At 71.4% G+C, this 13,567-nt stretch carries 15 protein-coding genes; 6 read left to right on the top strand and 9 right to left on the bottom strand.

Annotated elements, in window-relative coordinates; genetic code table 11:
* Positions 1-30: 30 nt before the first annotated feature.
* From ABD151_RS19245 to ABD151_RS19220, 6 genes are all read right to left on the bottom strand, one after another.
* Positions 31-1,593 carry an asparaginase gene (locus tag ABD151_RS19245; RefSeq protein WP_343996464.1) on the bottom strand — a complete coding sequence of 521 codons (1,563 nt, stop codon included), beginning with the start codon at positions 1,591-1,593 and terminating at the stop codon, positions 31-33.
* Between the two features lie 25 nt (positions 1,594-1,618).
* Positions 1,619-2,866: an asparaginase domain-containing protein gene (locus ABD151_RS19240; protein WP_343996463.1), complete on the bottom strand. Its 1,248-nt coding sequence runs from the start codon at positions 2,864-2,866 to the stop codon at positions 1,619-1,621.
* 206 nt (positions 2,867-3,072) lie between these two features.
* Positions 3,073-3,462, bottom strand: a complete 390-nt coding sequence (locus tag ABD151_RS19235) for an NUDIX hydrolase (RefSeq protein ID WP_343996462.1) — start codon at positions 3,460-3,462, stop codon at positions 3,073-3,075.
* Positions 3,463-3,488: 26 nt separating this feature from the next.
* The gene (locus tag ABD151_RS19230; RefSeq protein WP_343996461.1) at positions 3,489-3,839 is read right to left on the bottom strand and encodes a GntR family transcriptional regulator; all 351 of its coding nucleotides are present in this window, start codon (positions 3,837-3,839) and stop codon (positions 3,489-3,491) included.
* Positions 3,836-4,309, bottom strand: a complete 474-nt coding sequence (locus ABD151_RS19225) for a dihydrofolate reductase (RefSeq protein ID WP_343996460.1) — start codon at positions 4,307-4,309, stop codon at positions 3,836-3,838. Before ABD151_RS19225 ends, ABD151_RS19230 begins: the two co-directional genes overlap by 4 nt.
* On the bottom strand, positions 4,306-5,118 hold the full coding sequence (locus tag ABD151_RS19220; RefSeq protein ID WP_343996459.1) for a thymidylate synthase: 813 nt from the start codon (positions 5,116-5,118) through the stop codon (positions 4,306-4,308). Before ABD151_RS19220 ends, ABD151_RS19225 begins: the two co-directional genes overlap by 4 nt.
* Before the next feature lie 48 nt (positions 5,119-5,166).
* Here ABD151_RS19220 and ABD151_RS19215 point away from each other — a divergent pair, with 48 nt between their 5' ends.
* Complete coding sequence (locus ABD151_RS19215) at positions 5,167-5,817, top strand: M50 family metallopeptidase (RefSeq protein WP_343996458.1); 651 nt, start codon at positions 5,167-5,169, stop codon at positions 5,815-5,817.
* On the opposite strand, the gene ABD151_RS19210 is transcribed toward ABD151_RS19215, so the two are convergent.
* Complete coding sequence (locus ABD151_RS19210; RefSeq protein WP_343996457.1) at positions 5,803-6,063, bottom strand: hypothetical protein; 261 nt, start codon at positions 6,061-6,063, stop codon at positions 5,803-5,805. The genes ABD151_RS19215 and ABD151_RS19210 overlap by 15 nt on opposite strands.
* 23 nt (positions 6,064-6,086) lie before the next feature.
* Between ABD151_RS19210 and ABD151_RS19205 the strand changes: the two genes are divergently transcribed.
* Together ABD151_RS19205 and ABD151_RS19200 are read left to right on the top strand one after the other, a co-directional pair.
* Entirely contained in the window at positions 6,087-7,451 is a 1,365-nt protein-coding gene (locus ABD151_RS19205) for a bifunctional adenosylcobinamide kinase/adenosylcobinamide-phosphate guanylyltransferase (RefSeq protein ID WP_343996456.1), read from the top strand.
* Positions 7,448-8,287: an adenosylcobinamide-GDP ribazoletransferase gene (locus ABD151_RS19200; RefSeq protein ID WP_343996455.1), complete on the top strand. Its 840-nt coding sequence runs from the start codon at positions 7,448-7,450 to the stop codon at positions 8,285-8,287. Before ABD151_RS19205 ends, ABD151_RS19200 begins: the two co-directional genes overlap by 4 nt.
* Positions 8,288-8,332: 45 nt before the next feature.
* On the opposite strand, the gene gcvT is transcribed toward ABD151_RS19200, so the two are convergent.
* Positions 8,333-9,448, bottom strand: a complete 1,116-nt coding sequence (gene gcvT / locus ABD151_RS19195) for a glycine cleavage system aminomethyltransferase GcvT (protein ID WP_343996454.1) — start codon at positions 9,446-9,448, stop codon at positions 8,333-8,335.
* Positions 9,449-9,532: 84 nt separating this feature from the next.
* On the opposite strand from gcvT, the gene ABD151_RS19190 reads away from it, so the two are divergent.
* Positions 9,533-11,044: a leucyl aminopeptidase gene (locus ABD151_RS19190; protein ID WP_343996453.1), complete on the top strand. Its 1,512-nt coding sequence runs from the start codon at positions 9,533-9,535 to the stop codon at positions 11,042-11,044.
* A gap of 32 nt (positions 11,045-11,076) precedes the next feature.
* Here ABD151_RS19190 and ABD151_RS19185 read toward each other — a convergent pair whose 3' ends face one another.
* Positions 11,077-11,433: a hypothetical protein gene (locus ABD151_RS19185; protein ID WP_343996451.1), complete on the bottom strand. Its 357-nt coding sequence runs from the start codon at positions 11,431-11,433 to the stop codon at positions 11,077-11,079.
* A gap of 73 nt (positions 11,434-11,506) precedes the next feature.
* Here ABD151_RS19185 and lpdA point away from each other — a divergent pair, with 73 nt between their 5' ends.
* Together lpdA and ABD151_RS19175 are read left to right on the top strand one after the other, a co-directional pair.
* Positions 11,507-12,916, top strand: coding sequence for a dihydrolipoyl dehydrogenase (lpdA, locus tag ABD151_RS19180; RefSeq protein WP_343996449.1), 1,410 nt, complete (start codon positions 11,507-11,509; stop codon positions 12,914-12,916).
* 42 nt (positions 12,917-12,958) lie between these two features.
* Positions 12,959-13,567, top strand: a 609-nt coding sequence (locus ABD151_RS19175) for a biotin/lipoyl-containing protein (protein ID WP_343996448.1), incomplete at its 3' end; no start/stop codon positions are given.

Here is a 13,567-nt window from a genome sequence, read left to right as displayed (position 1 = left end):
ACGAAACGCGACGCTGAGGTCACATTGAGGTCATCGACGCTTGACGTTCACCCAGGTGATGCCGTTGCTGGGTGCCAGCGTGCTGGTGGCGGCCGGGGTGAAGTAGGCCTCCACGCCGATCTTGCCGGGCTTCTTCTGCTTGGGCAGGGTCACCCTCAGCACGCCCTTCTTGGCCGACCAGAGGCTGACCGTCTTCACCGTGCTCCCGTTGATCCGGAAGGTGACCTTGCCGGTCGGCACCACCTTCTCAGCGCCGGTGACGGTCACCGTCGCGGTGATCTTCCTGCCGACCTTGACCGGCTTGGCGACCTTCAGCTTGGTGGCGCTGGTGCCGGTGACGGTCGGCTCCGGGGTCTCCGGCTCCGGCTCGACGACCTCGCCCGGCACATAGGTGGCCGGCGGGTTGCCGATCGTGGTGAACCAGGTCTTGGCCTGGGCGATGTCGTCGGTGAAGGCCCTCGAGAGCAGCAGGAGCAGCCGCGCCTTGGTGCCCTGCAGGTCGCCGCCGGCGATGATGCCGTTGCCCGACCCGGTGACGTTGCCGGTGCCGGTGCGGGTCGTCGAGACGAACCAGACGCCGTTGCCGACCGCCGCCGTCCGGGCTGCGCCCATGGTGCCGCTCAGACCGCCGGCACCGGTGCCCATGGTGACGATGCCGGTCGCACCGTCGCCCACCAGGCCCTCGATCATCGAGCCGCTGGCCTCCTGGTAGGCGTAGGCGATCTCGACCTTCGGCAGGTCGGCCGGGGTGATCGTGGAGACGTCGAACGGCGTCGCCCACGCATCGCCGTCGCACTTCGCCACCCGTGCCGGCGCGTGGTTGAGCACGGTCGCGCCCTCGTCGATGTAGCCCAGCGGGCCGTTGGACGGCGAGCCGAAGGTGTCCATCCGGGTGGTGTTGGTCTTGCGCACCTCCCGCGCCGCGTGGATCTCGTCGTTGAGCATCAGCACGGTGCCGAAGCAGTAGGTCTGCTGACCGGCCGCCAGCTTCACCGCGTTGTAGAGGTTGGCCGGGCCGTCGGTGCCGATCACCGGCTGCTCCGACGCCGTGGCGCCTGCTGCCCACGGACGCATCGCACCGGTGATCACCACCGGCTTCTTGCTCTGCACCGTGAGGTCCAGCCAGTAGGCGAACTCCTCCATGGTGTCGGTGCCGGTGGTGACCACCACGCCGTCGGAGGTCTTCAGCGCCTCCTCGACCGCCAGGGTGAGCTCGCGGTACTTCTCGATCGTGTAGCTGCTCGAGCCGCCGTTGCCGAACTGCACCGAGTCGACGGCGGCGACGCCGTCCAGCTCGGGCCGCAGTTGGTCGAGCAGGTCGGTCATCAGGTAGGTGCCGGCCCGGTACGAGCCGAACGTGTCGCGGCCGGTCGCCTTGCCGGCAAGGGTTCCGCCGGTCGCGACCACCGTCACCTTGGGGCTGCCCGGTGCGGCAGCAGCGGCGACCGCCTGCTGGTAGGTCGCGCTGCTGATCACGACCTGGGTCTCCGGCGACGCCGTCGCGCCGGTGCTGGCGCCAATGGCCAGGACGCTCAGCCCGAGCCCGGCGATCGCGACCGCGGAGAGTGCGCGCTTGCTGTTCTTCTTCGTCATCTCAGTCACCATCTCGCTGGGCCGCTCAGGCGCCCTGGTCGGAGGAGTCGGGGTTGCCGATCTCGGCGAACCAGGTCTTGGCCTGGTCGATGTCGTTCGTGAAGGCGCGCGACAGCAGGAGCAGCAGCCGGGCCTTCGGGCCCTGCAGGTCGCCCCCGCCGATGATCCCGTTGCCACCGCCGGAGGCCGTCCCGGTGCCGGTGCGCGACGTGCTCACGAACCAGACGCCGTTGCCGATCGCTGCGGTCCGGGCAGCGCCCATGGTGCCGCTCAGGCCACCGGTTCCGGTGCCCATGGTGACGATGCCGGTGGCCCCGGCATTGACCGCGGACGTGATGCCGGCGCCGCTGGCTCCCTGGTAGGCGAAGGCGATCTCGACCTTCGGCAGCTGGGCCGGGGTGACCTCGGAGACGTCGAACGGGGTGAACCAGTCGTCGGTGTCGCAGGTGCTCATCCGGGCCGGGGCGCGGCGCAGCGTGGTCGAGCTCTGGTCGATCCAGCCCGCCGGGCCGAGCATCGGCGTCTCGAAGGTGTTCATCCGCGTCGCGTTGCCCTTGCGCACCTCACGCGCGGTGTGGATCTCGTCGTTGAGCATCAGCACGGTGCCGAAGCAGTAGGTCTGCTGCCCCGCCGCCAGCTTCACCGCGTTGTAGAGATTGGCCGGGCCGTCGGTGCCGATCACCGGCTGCTCGGACGCCGTGGCGCCTGCCGCCCAGGGACGCATCGCGCCGGTGATCACCACCGGCTTCTTGCTCTGCACGGTGAGGTCCAGCCAGTAGGCGAACTCCTCCATGGTGTCGGTGCCGGTGGTGACCACCACGCCGTCGGCGGTCTCCAGCGCCTGCTCGACGGCCAGGGTGAGCTCGCGGTACTTCTCGATGGTGTAGCTGCCGGAGCCGCCGTTGCCGAACTGCACCGAGTCCACCGTGCCGAGCGCGTCGAGCTCGGGACGCAGCACGTCGAGCATGTCGGCGATCGGGTAGGTGCCGGCCCGATACGAGCCGTAGGTGGCACGCCCGGTCGCCTTGCCGGCAAGGGTTCCGCCGGTCGCGACCACCGTCACCTTGGCATCGCCGGGCGCAGCGGCCGCCTGGGCGACCGCCTGCTGGTAGGCGACGCTCTCGATCTGGAGGGCGGCCGCCACACCAGCGTCGGGCTCCTCGGAGCCGGTCTGCGTGAGCACCACCGCACAGGTGGCGCCGACCGCGGCTGCCGCTACCGCCGTACGCCCCTTGCGCAACCAGGTGTGAGCACGTGGCTTCTTCACATCCATCTTCCCTCCAGGTCCTCGTTCTCCCCGATGAGAGGAACCTAGGAAGCGAAGATCACCGCGCTGCGCCAGCGCGAGGTCGGCGAAGTAAACGCGCGCGGTCGTTCGTTACCGTCGCAACACCTCAAATGAGACTGCTCGATGTGACCTCAGCGCGCAGTTTCGTCCCGAAACCGCGCGCTGAGGTCACATCGAGCAGAGAGTGGACGTCAGTGGGCGGCGCGGAGCAGCGGGAGCACGTTGAACTCCAGCATGGGGGCGAGGTCGTCGTAGGCGCCGTCGAGGGTCGTCCAGCGCAGCTCGGCGATCTCGGCAGCCGCCTCGGGCTCACCGGGCAGAGCGGCGCTGAAGACCGTGGAGTGCAGCAGATGGCCGGGCTCGTTGGCGGCCTCGGAGGTGAACTCCCCCAACAGCTCGAGGTCGCGCAGCTCCAGGCCGACCTCCTCGCGGGTCTCCCGGACCGCGCACTCCAGCGGCGTCTCCCCGGACTCCGGCTTGCCGCCGACCAGCATGAACTTCGAGGTGCCGCGCTTGCGCACGGTCAGCACGGCGCCGTCACGCACCAGCGCGACAGCGGAGACGACGATCGTAGGAGCCATCGCACCAGTCTCAGCCATCGATCCGCTCACGGCTCCAGCGCCCGGTCCACCAGCTCGTGTGCCTGTGCCGCGGAGAGGCCCAGGGCCCGCACGGTGGCGACGTAGACGTCGGCAGCCTCACGGGCGGCACGGTCCGAGCCGGCGCCCAGCACCACCGTGCCGGCACGACCGCGGGTGGCCACCACGCCACGGGCCTCCAGCTCCTTGTAGGCCCGCGCGACCGTGTTGGCGGCCAGCCCCAGCTCGACGGCCAGCGCCCGGACCGCCGGCAGCCGCTCCCCCGGCGCCAGGGTGCCGGCGTCGACGGCGGCGGTGATCTGCTCCTTGACCTGCTCGAAGGGCGGGGTCGAGGAGCCTGCGTCGATGTGCAGCCTCACCGGCGCTCCCACCACACCCAGTCCAGCGGCGGGTCCAGGTCGGGGCGCGACTCCCGGTGGGTCTCGCGCCACTCCTCGGGCGCGAACTCCGGGTAGAGCACGTCGCCGGTGGCGTCGTCATGCAGCTCGGTGAGCACCTGGTGGGTCGCGACCGGCAACGCCAGCGCATAGATCTGCGCCCCGCCGGCCACGAACACCTCGGCGTCGCCGGCCAGTGCCAGCGCCTCCTGGAGCGTGTGCGCGACGTCGACGCCGTCCGCGCGCCACCCGGCGTCACGGGTCAGCACGATGGTGCGCCGTCCCGGCAGCGGGCGCCCGATCGAGTCGTAGGTGAGCCGCCCCATGATCAGGGTGTGGCCGATCGTGGTGCTCTTGAAGTGGGCGAAGTCCTCGCGGCTGCGCCACGGGATGACCAGGCCGTCGCCGATCACCCGATTGCGGGCGTACGCGGCGATCAGGGTGATGCTCATACGGCGATCGGCGCCTTGATCCCCGGGTGCGGGTCGTAGCCGCGGATCTCCAGGTGCTCGAGGTCGAACGCGTCGATCTCGGTCACCGACTCGTCCAGCCACAGGGTCGGCAGCGCGCGCGGCTCCCGGGTGAGCTGCAGCCGCGCCTGCTCGAAGTGGTTGGAGTACAGGTGCGCGTCGCCGAGCGTGTGCACGAACTCCCCCACCCGCAGCCCGGTGACCTGGGCGACCATGTGGGTGAGCAAGGCGTACGAGGCGATGTTGAACGGCACGCCGAGGAAGACGTCCGCACTGCGCTGGTAGAGCTGGCACGACAGCCGGGCCGGGCCGCCGTCGTCCGCGGGTGCGACGTAGAACTGGAACATCGTGTGGCACGGCGGCAGAGCCATCTCCTCGACGTCCGCGACGTTCCACGCCGAGACGATGTGACGCCGTGAGTCCGGGTTGCGGCGGATCCCCTCGACCAGGCCCTTGATCTGGTCCACGTGGCTGCCGTCCGGCGTCGGCCAGGAGCGCCACTGGTAGCCGTAGACCGGTCCCAGGTTGCCGTCCGCGTCGGCCCACTCGTCCCAGATCGAGACGCCCCGCTCCTGCAGCCACTTCACGTTGGTGTCGCCGCGCAGGAACCACAGCAGCTCGGCGAAGACCGACCGGGTGTGGATCTTCTTCGTGGTGACCAGCGGGAAGCCCTCAGTCAGGTCGAAGCGCATCTGGTGCCCGAAGATGCTGCGGGTTCCGGTGCCGGTGCGATCGCTCTTGTCGACACCGCGCTCGAGGATCGTCGTCATCAGATCGAGATAGGCCTGCACGATGGCAGCCTAGCCGTCCGCTGGGGTCACCATGGCACTCTGTCCGACGTGAGCGCGCCGATCCTCTTCGCCCTCGTCGCAGCGCTCGTCGTGTGGACGCCGTCGTGGCGGCGGCTTCGTCACGTCGTCACCGCCGTCCACGAGGGCGGGCATGCCCTGGCCGCGGTCCTCACCGGACGCCGGCTGGGCCCGATCCGGCTGCACCGCGACGCCTCGGGACTCACCACGCATCGTGGCCTGGCCACCGGCCCGGGCCTCTCGCTGACCACCGCGGCCGGCTACCCGGCACCCGCGCTGGCGGGCCTCGGCGCCGCCGCGCTGATCGAGCGGGGCTGGCCACTGGCGGTGCTATGGGCTGCCCTGGTCGCCGCCGTCGCGCTGATGCTGCGGGTGCGCAACCTCTACGGCTGGCTGCTGCTCCTGGTCGCGGTCGCCCTGCTGGTGGCCGCCACCCGCTTCCTCAGCGCGGAGCAGCAGGGCTGGTGCGCGCACCTGCTGGCCTGGCTGCTGCTGCTCGGCGCACCTCGCACCGTCTGGGAGCTGCAGCGGCACCGTCGTCACCACCACGACCACGGCTCGGACGCCGACCAACTGGCGCGTCAGACCCGGGTGCCCGCGTTCGTCTGGGTGGCGCTGTTCGGCGCGATCACTCTCGGCTGCCTGGCGGCCGGCGGGTACCTGCTGCTACGGCCGCAGTGACATCGGGCCGTAGATGAGCTCGTCGTCCTTGAAGAGCGTGACGGACTCGATGCCCTCCTCCAAGAGGTCGGGGAACATCTCGCCCAGCCAGGACTCGGCGTCGGCCTGGGTCTCGAACCCCTCGCCCTGCAGGGCGTAGTCATGCGGGACGAAGGCATCGCCGTCCTCGTCGTGCATCTGCCACCGGAACGGCATCGGCACCTGGGCACCGAGATTGGCGAAGCTGGGCGGTTGATCGGGAGCCATGTGCCCACTCTAGGGTCTTTCCCATGTCGGTAAGGCTGATCGGAACCGGCGCGGCGGACGGTTGGCCCACTCCGTTCTGCACCTGCGCCTCGTGCACCGCGGAGCGGGCGGCGGGCCGGGTGCGCGCGCAGGCGTCGGCACTGCTCGACGAGCGGGTGCTGCTGGACTGCGCGCCGAGCACCCCGCTGGCCGCCGAGCGGCTCGGCATCTCTCTGGCCGGCGTCACCCTGATCCTGCACACCCACCAGCACTCCGACCACTTCAGCCCGGCCACCCTGATGTACCGCTCCTGGGTGCGCGAGGAGCCGTTGACCGTGCTCGGCCCACCCGACGTCGTCGAGGCGGCAGGCCATTGGCTCGCGCCTGAGGCAGCGGTCACCCTGCGAGCCGTGCAGCCCGGCGACACCGTCGAGCACGAGGGCTACACGGTGCGGGTGCTGGAGGCCCACCACCGCACCGGCCTCGGGCGCGACGGCGCCACCGAGTGCGTGCTCTACGACCTGACGACCCCGAGCGGCGAGCGCCTGCTCTACGCCACCGACACCGGCCCGCTCCCAGCCGCCACGGTCAGCGCCGTGACAGGTGCCGACTTCGACCTGGTGCTGCTGGAGGAGAGCTTCGGCGACCGGCTCGACCACGGCACCCGCCACCTCGACCTGGCCACCTTCCCCGAGCAGCTGCGTCGGCTGCGGGCGGTCGCCGCGATCACCGAGCGCACGGAGGTCGTCGCGACCCATCTCTCGCACCACAACCCGCCGACCCCCGAGCTGTCCCGCCGGTTGGCGGACTGGGGCGCGCGGGTGCTCGACGACGGCGCGACCGTGCTGGGCGAGGCGCAGCCCGCGGTGCCCACGCCGATCCGCACCCTGGTCCTGGGCGGCGCCCGCTCCGGCAAGTCGGTGGAGGCGGAGCGGATGCTCGCCGACGCGGCCGGGGTCACCTACCTGGCCACCTCCTACCCGCCCGGCGACGACGGCGAGTGGGTGGAACGGGTGCGACTGCACCAGGACCGTCGCCCCGCGCACTGGTCCACGGTCGAGTCGCTCGACCTGGTCGGCGAGCTCGGTCGGGACGGCGATCCGCTGCTCATCGACTGCCTCACCCTGTGGCTGACCCGGGTGATGGATCGTCACGACGCCTGGGACGACGCGGCCTGGGCAGGCGGCGGCGACGCTGCCCTGCGCGCCGACGTCGCCGAGCTGGTGGCGGCGTGGGCCGCAACCACGCGCCGGGTGGTCGCGGTCAGCAACGAGGTCGGCCAGGGCGTGGTGCCCGAGGGCTCCGGCTCACGCCGCTTCCGCGACGAGATGGGCAGACTGAACGCCGCGATCGCTGCGGTCACCGAGGACGTCCGCTGGTGTGTGGCCGGAAAGGTGCAGAACCTGTGAGCTCGACCCTGAGCAACGCCGTCCGCCTGATGCTCGGCACGCTGACCCGGATCCCGGTGCCGCCGCCGTCACGGGTGGACCGAGCCGTCGCCGGCTGGTCGCTGGCGCTGGCGCCACTCGGCGGGGCGCTGCTGGCTGGCGTGCTGATCGTGCCGTGGTGGCTGCTGACCGCCTCCGGCATCGGATCGCCGCCGTTGGTGGTTGCGGTGCTCGCGGTCGGCGCAGTGGCGGCGCTGACCCGGGCGATGCACCTCGACGGGCTCGCCGACACCGCCGACGGGCTCGGCTCAGGCCGCTCGGGCGAGGCTGCGCTGACGATCATGAAGCAGTCCGACATCGGGCCGTTCGGCGTGGTCACGCTGCTGATCGCGCTGCTGCTGCAGGTGGCGGCACTGACCCAGCTGCTGGCGATCGGCCCCCAGTTCGCGGCCGCCGCGCTGCTGACCGCGTTGGTGCTCAGCCGGTTCATGCTGGCCCCGCTCGGCACCGGCGCCTTCCCGCCCGCCCGCCGCGACGGACTGGGACAGGCCGTGGCCGCGAGCGTCACCCCGGCGCTGCTGGGGATCGCCGCTCTGCTCGCTGCGGTCGCGATCGCCGTCGGGCTGCTGGTGACGATCGGCTACGGCAGCCTGGGCAACACTTGGGTCGCACCGCTCGCCACGGCCGACGCCGTGCTCCGGCTGACCGTTGCGGGGGTGGCCGGGATCGTGGCCGGGCTGTGGACCGCGACGACCGCCCGCACCCGATTCGGCGGCGTCACCGGCGACGTCTACGGCGCGGTGGTGGAGACGACCGCGACCACTGTGCTGGTGGTGGCCGCGATCGCCGCGTACTGACGTGCTCCCGTAGCGCAAGTCGCGCGCCACAAGCGCAAGCTCGGGTCAGGACTCCCGGACGGAGGTGTCCACGAAGGGCGGCTTCACCACGGTGAAGACCTCCTGGCGGCCGCGGACGTCGACGCTCACCTCGGCGCCGTCGGCGACGAAGTCCGGCAGGATCGCCAGGCCGATGCCCTTGCGCAGCGTCGGCGAGAAGGTGCCGGAGGTGATCTCGCCGAGCGGCACGTCGGGGGTCAGCAGGACGCGCATGCCCGGACGCGGGATGCCGCGACCGGTGGCGAGCAGACCGCGCAGGGTGCGCTTCGGCCCCTCCTCGGCCTTCTTCGCCAGCAGCACCTCACGGCCCCAGAAGGCCGGCTTCTTCCAGCCCACGGCCCAGCCGACGCGCCCCTCCAGCGGCGTGGTGGCGAGGCTGATGTCCTGTCCGTGCAAGGGGTAGCCCATCTCGGTGCGCAGCGTGTCGCGAGCGCCGAGGCCGCACGGGGTGATGCCGTACGACAGGCCCGCCTCCAGCAGCGCGTCCCACAGCGCCAACGCCGTGTCGTTGTCGACGATCAGCTCGTAGCCGCGCTCGCCGGTGTAGCCGGTCCGGCAGACCACGACACCGGTGTCGTTGAAGGTGCCCTCGACGAAGCTCATGTAGTCGTGCCCGACGGGGAGGCCGAGCCCCTCCAGCGTCTCGTCGGACTTCGGGCCCTGGACGGCGAAGACCGCGTAGTCGCGGTGGTGGTCGGTGAGCGTGATCTGCTCGGGCAGCGTGGCCTGAAGCCGGCGCACCACCTCGGGGGTGTTGGCGGCGTTCGGGATCAGCAGCACCCGCTCGTCGGTGTGGAAGTAGGCGATCAGGTCGTCGACGATGCCGCCGGTCTCGTCGTCGCAGCACAGCGTGTACTGCGCCTGGCCGTGGCCGATCCGGCCGAGGTCGTTGGTCAGCGTGGCGTTGACGTACTCCGCTGCGCCCGGCCCGTTGAGGACCACCTTGCCGAGGTGGCTGACGTCGAAGATGCCGACGCCGTCGCGAACCGCGGCGTGCTCCTTGACCACGCCGGTGGCGTACTCCAGGGGCATCGACCAACCACCGAACTCCGAGAACTTGGCCCCGAGCTCCACGTGGCGTTCGTGGATCGGCGAGGTCAACAAGGATGCGTTGTCGCTCATGCCCGGAACCTATCCCAACGACGCCCGGCGGTGTGCACGGCGACCACTGACACGACGGGAGCCGGCCGCGGCTAGAGTCGAGAGGTGACGTCCTACACCCTGCGCAGTGCATCGCCCGCCAAGACCCGCGCCGACGCCGTCGTCGTCGGCATCGTGAAGACCGCGAAGGGCCTGGCCCCGGCGACAGGCGCTGAGGAGATCGGCACCGCCTACGGGCGCAAGCTCCGGCCGCTGCTCTCCTCCCTCGGCTTCGCCGGCAAGGTCGGCGAGATCGCCAAGGTGCCGACCACCGAAGCGGTGAACACCCCGCTGCTGGTCCTGGTCGGCCTCGGCGACGAGGCCGCCGTGACGCCGAGCGTGGTGCGTCGCGCCGCCGGCTCCGCGGTCCGCGCGGTCGCCAACGCCGCCACCTTGGCCATCGCCCTGCCGGCCGACTCGCCCGAGCTGCTGCGCGCCGTCAGCGAGGGCGCGCGCCTGGGCGCCTACTCCTTCACCGAGTTCAAGCGCGACTCGGCCCCGAGCACCCCCGGCGTCGGCGAGGTGGTCGTGCTGAGCAGCATCGCCCGACAGAGCGAGGCGAGCGCCGCCTTCGCCGAGGCCGAGCTGGTGGCCGAGGCGACGAACGCGACCCGGCGCTGGGTGAACCTGCCCGCCAACGAGCTCAACCCGCCGTCGTTCGCCGACGCGGTCCGCGACGCCCACGCGACGATCACCAAGGGCAAGGGCGCGCCGGCGATCGAGCTGCAGATCTGGGACGAGGAGCAGCTCGCCGCCGACGGCTGCGGCGGCATCCTCGGCGTCGGCGGCGGCTCGGACGCGCCACCGCGCCTGGTCAAGCTGACCTGGGCGCCCAAGGACGCGACCCAGCACATCGCCCTGGTGGGCAAGGGGATCACCTACGACACCGGCGGCTACACGATCAAGCCGCCCGGCTCGATGACCACGATGAAGGAGGACATGGCCGGCGCGGCCACCGTGATCAACACGCTCTTCCTGGCCGCCAAGCTGGGCCTGCCGGTGAAGGTGACCGCGTGGGCGCCGATGGCCGAGAACATGGTCTCCGGCCGCGCGATGCGTCCCGGTGACGTGCTCACCATCCACGGCGGCACCACCGTCGAGGTCTCCAACACCGACGCCGAGGGCCGGCTGATCCTGGCCGACGCGCTGGTGATGGCGGCGAACGAGAAGCCCGACGCGATCGTCGACATCGCCACCCTGACCGGCGCGATGGTGGTCGCCCTCGGCGACAAGCTCGCCGGTGTGCTCGGCACCGACGACGTGGTGGCCGGCCTCAAGGCCGCCTCCGAGACCGCCGGCGAGGGCCTGTGGCCGATGCCGATCCCGGAGGAGATGTACGACCGCGTGCACAGCAGCAAGGTCGCCGACCTCGCCCAGCACGACTGGGTGCGCTGGGGCGGTGGCCTCTACGCGGCCGCCTTCCTGCGCGAGTTCACCGACGGCCTGCCCTGGGGCCACCTCGACGTGGCCGGCCCGGCGTTCAACACCGGCGGCCCGTCGGGTCACGTGCCCAGCGGCGGCACCGGCTTCGGACTGGCCACCCTGCTGGAGTTCGTCCGCGCCCACGCCTCCGCCTGACCCCGAGGGCGCAGTCCCAGCCGCCTCGGCGGCTAGTTGCGGCCCTCCTTCTGCCGCTTGTTCCAGTCCCGCATCCGCTGCGGGATGCCCACCACGGCGGCGTCGTACGACGGCACCTGGTGCTTGTTGGCGAAGTTGTGGGCCCACTGCACCGACGGCACCCGCCGCCGGGTCCACTCGCCGTCGTGCGCGACCAGGAGCAGGGTCACGTCGCTGACCGCCGTCCGCGGCTCCACGAACCCCTCGACCCCGCGCCGGGTGGTGACGAAGTTGCGCAGATGCTGCTCGTCGGCCGCGTCCGAGGCGCGCACCGTCGTCGAGCCGGTGCGAGCGGCGTTGCCATCGGGGCGGCGCATGCCGGTGCGCCGGAAGCGATCGAACAGTCCCATGAGCACAGTCTGACGCATCCATGCCAGCCACCCGCGCCCCACGTTCATCCGCGATGGTGCAAAGATGGGCGTCGTGTCCGATGTAGCGGCGGTTGCGGAGAGCCAGTCCGACCCCGAGGTGTTCGACCTGGTCGTCCTCGGCGCTGGCTCCGGTGGATATGCCTGTGCGTTGCGAGCAGCCCAGCTGGGGCTCTCGGTGGCGCTGGTCGAGCGGGACAAGCTCGGCGGGACCTGTCTGCATGTGGGATGCGTTCCCACCAAGGCGTTGCTGCACGCGGCCGAGGTCGCCGACTCCGCGCGTCATGCGGCGCAGTTCGGCGTCCAGGCCAGCCTGGACGGCATCGACATGGCCGGCGTCAACAGCTACAAGGACGGCGTCGTCTCGCGGCTCTTCAAGGGCCTCACCGGGCTGATCGGCTCGCGCGGGATCACCGTGGTCAACGGCACCGGGCGGCTCACCTCGCCGCGGACGGTCGAGGTCGGCGGCACCACCCTCGAGGGTCGCCACATCGTGCTGGCCTCCGGCTCGTACAGCCGCTCGCTGCCCGGCCTGGAGATCGACGGCGAGCGGGTGCTGACCAGCGAGCACGCCCTCACCCTGGACCGCGTGCCCGGCTCGGTGGTCGTGCTCGGCGGCGGCGTGATCGGATGCGAGTTCGCCAGCGTCTGGAGCTCCTTCGGCGCCGAGGTCACCATCGTCGAGGCGTTGCCCCGGTTGGTGCCGGCCGAGGACGAGGCCAGCTCGAAGGCGCTGGAGCGCGCCTTCCGCAAGCGCAAGATCAAGGCCCTCACCGACACCCGCTTCGAGTCCGTCGAGCGCACCGATTCGGGTGTCGTGGTGACGGCCGGCGGACAGCGGATCGAGGCCGACCTGCTTCTGGTCGCCGTGGGTCGCGGCCCCAGCACCGACGGACTCGGCTACGCCGAGGCCGGAGTGAGCATGGAGCGCGGCTTCGTGCTCGCCGACGAGCGCTGCCGCACCAACGTGCCCGGTGTCTTCGCGGTCGGCGACATCGTGCCCGGCCTGCAGCTGGCGCACCGCGGCTTCGCCCAGGGCATCTTCGTCGCCGAGGAGATCGCCGGGCTCGACCCGGTCGCGATCGACGAGGCCGGCATCCCCCGGGTGACCTACAGCGACCCGGAGATCGCCTCGGTCGGGCTGAGCCAGGCCGCGGCCGAAGAGCGCTACGGCGCGGACGAGGTGGAAGCCCTCACCTATGACCTCGGCGGCAACGGCAAGAGCCAGATCCTGAAGACCCAGGGTTTCGTGAAGCTCGTCCGCCGCAAGGACGGCCCGGTCGTCGGCGTGCACCTCGTGGGCGCCCGGGTTGGCGAACTGATCGGCGAGGCGCAGTTGATCTACAACTGGGAGGCCCATGCCGATGACGTGGCACCCCTGATCCACGCGCATCCCACGCAGAACGAAGCCCTCGGCGAAGCCCACCTGGCGCTCGCCGGGAAGCCATTGCACGCACATTCCTGATAGACCTTGCACTAGTTAGACCACGAGCCCAAAAGGACACCCATGGCCAGCGAAGTCACCCTCCCCGCTCTCGGCGAATCCGTAACCGAAGGCACCGTCACCCGATGGCTGAAGCAGGTCGGCGACACCATCGCCGTCGACGAGCCGCTGCTGGAGGTCTCCACCGACAAGGTCGACACGGAGATCCCCTCCCCCATCGCCGGCACGCTGCTGGAGATCCGCGCCGCCGAGGACGACACCGTCGAGGTCGGCGCCGTGCTCGCCGTGATCGGTGAGGCCGGCGAGGGTGGCGCACCCGCCGCTCCCGCCGCCGAGGAGGCCCCCGCCGAGCAGGCCGCTCCCGCCGAGGAGCCCGCCGCTCCGGCCGCCCCCGAGGCACCCGCTGCCCCCGAGGCTCCGGCTGAGCCGGCCGCTCCGGCTGCGCCCGCCGCCTCCGGTGGTGCCGCCTCCGGCACCCCGGTCACCCTGCCCGCGCTGGGCGAGTCGGTCACCGAGGGCACCGTGACCCGCTGGCTCAAGCAGGTCGGTGACGACGTCGCCGTGGACGAGCCGCTGCTGGAGGTCTCCACCGACAAGGTCGACACCGAGATCCCGTCGCCGGTCGCCGGCACGCTGCTGGAGATCAAGGTCGCTGAGGACGAGACCGTCGAG

The sequence above is a fragment of the Nocardioides dubius genome (assembly GCF_039528155.1).
Lineage (GTDB): Bacteria > Actinomycetota > Actinomycetes > Propionibacteriales > Nocardioidaceae > Nocardioides > Nocardioides dubius.
The sequence above is the reverse complement of the archived record's forward strand: the minus strand, read 5'-3'. Positions and strand labels throughout refer to the sequence as shown.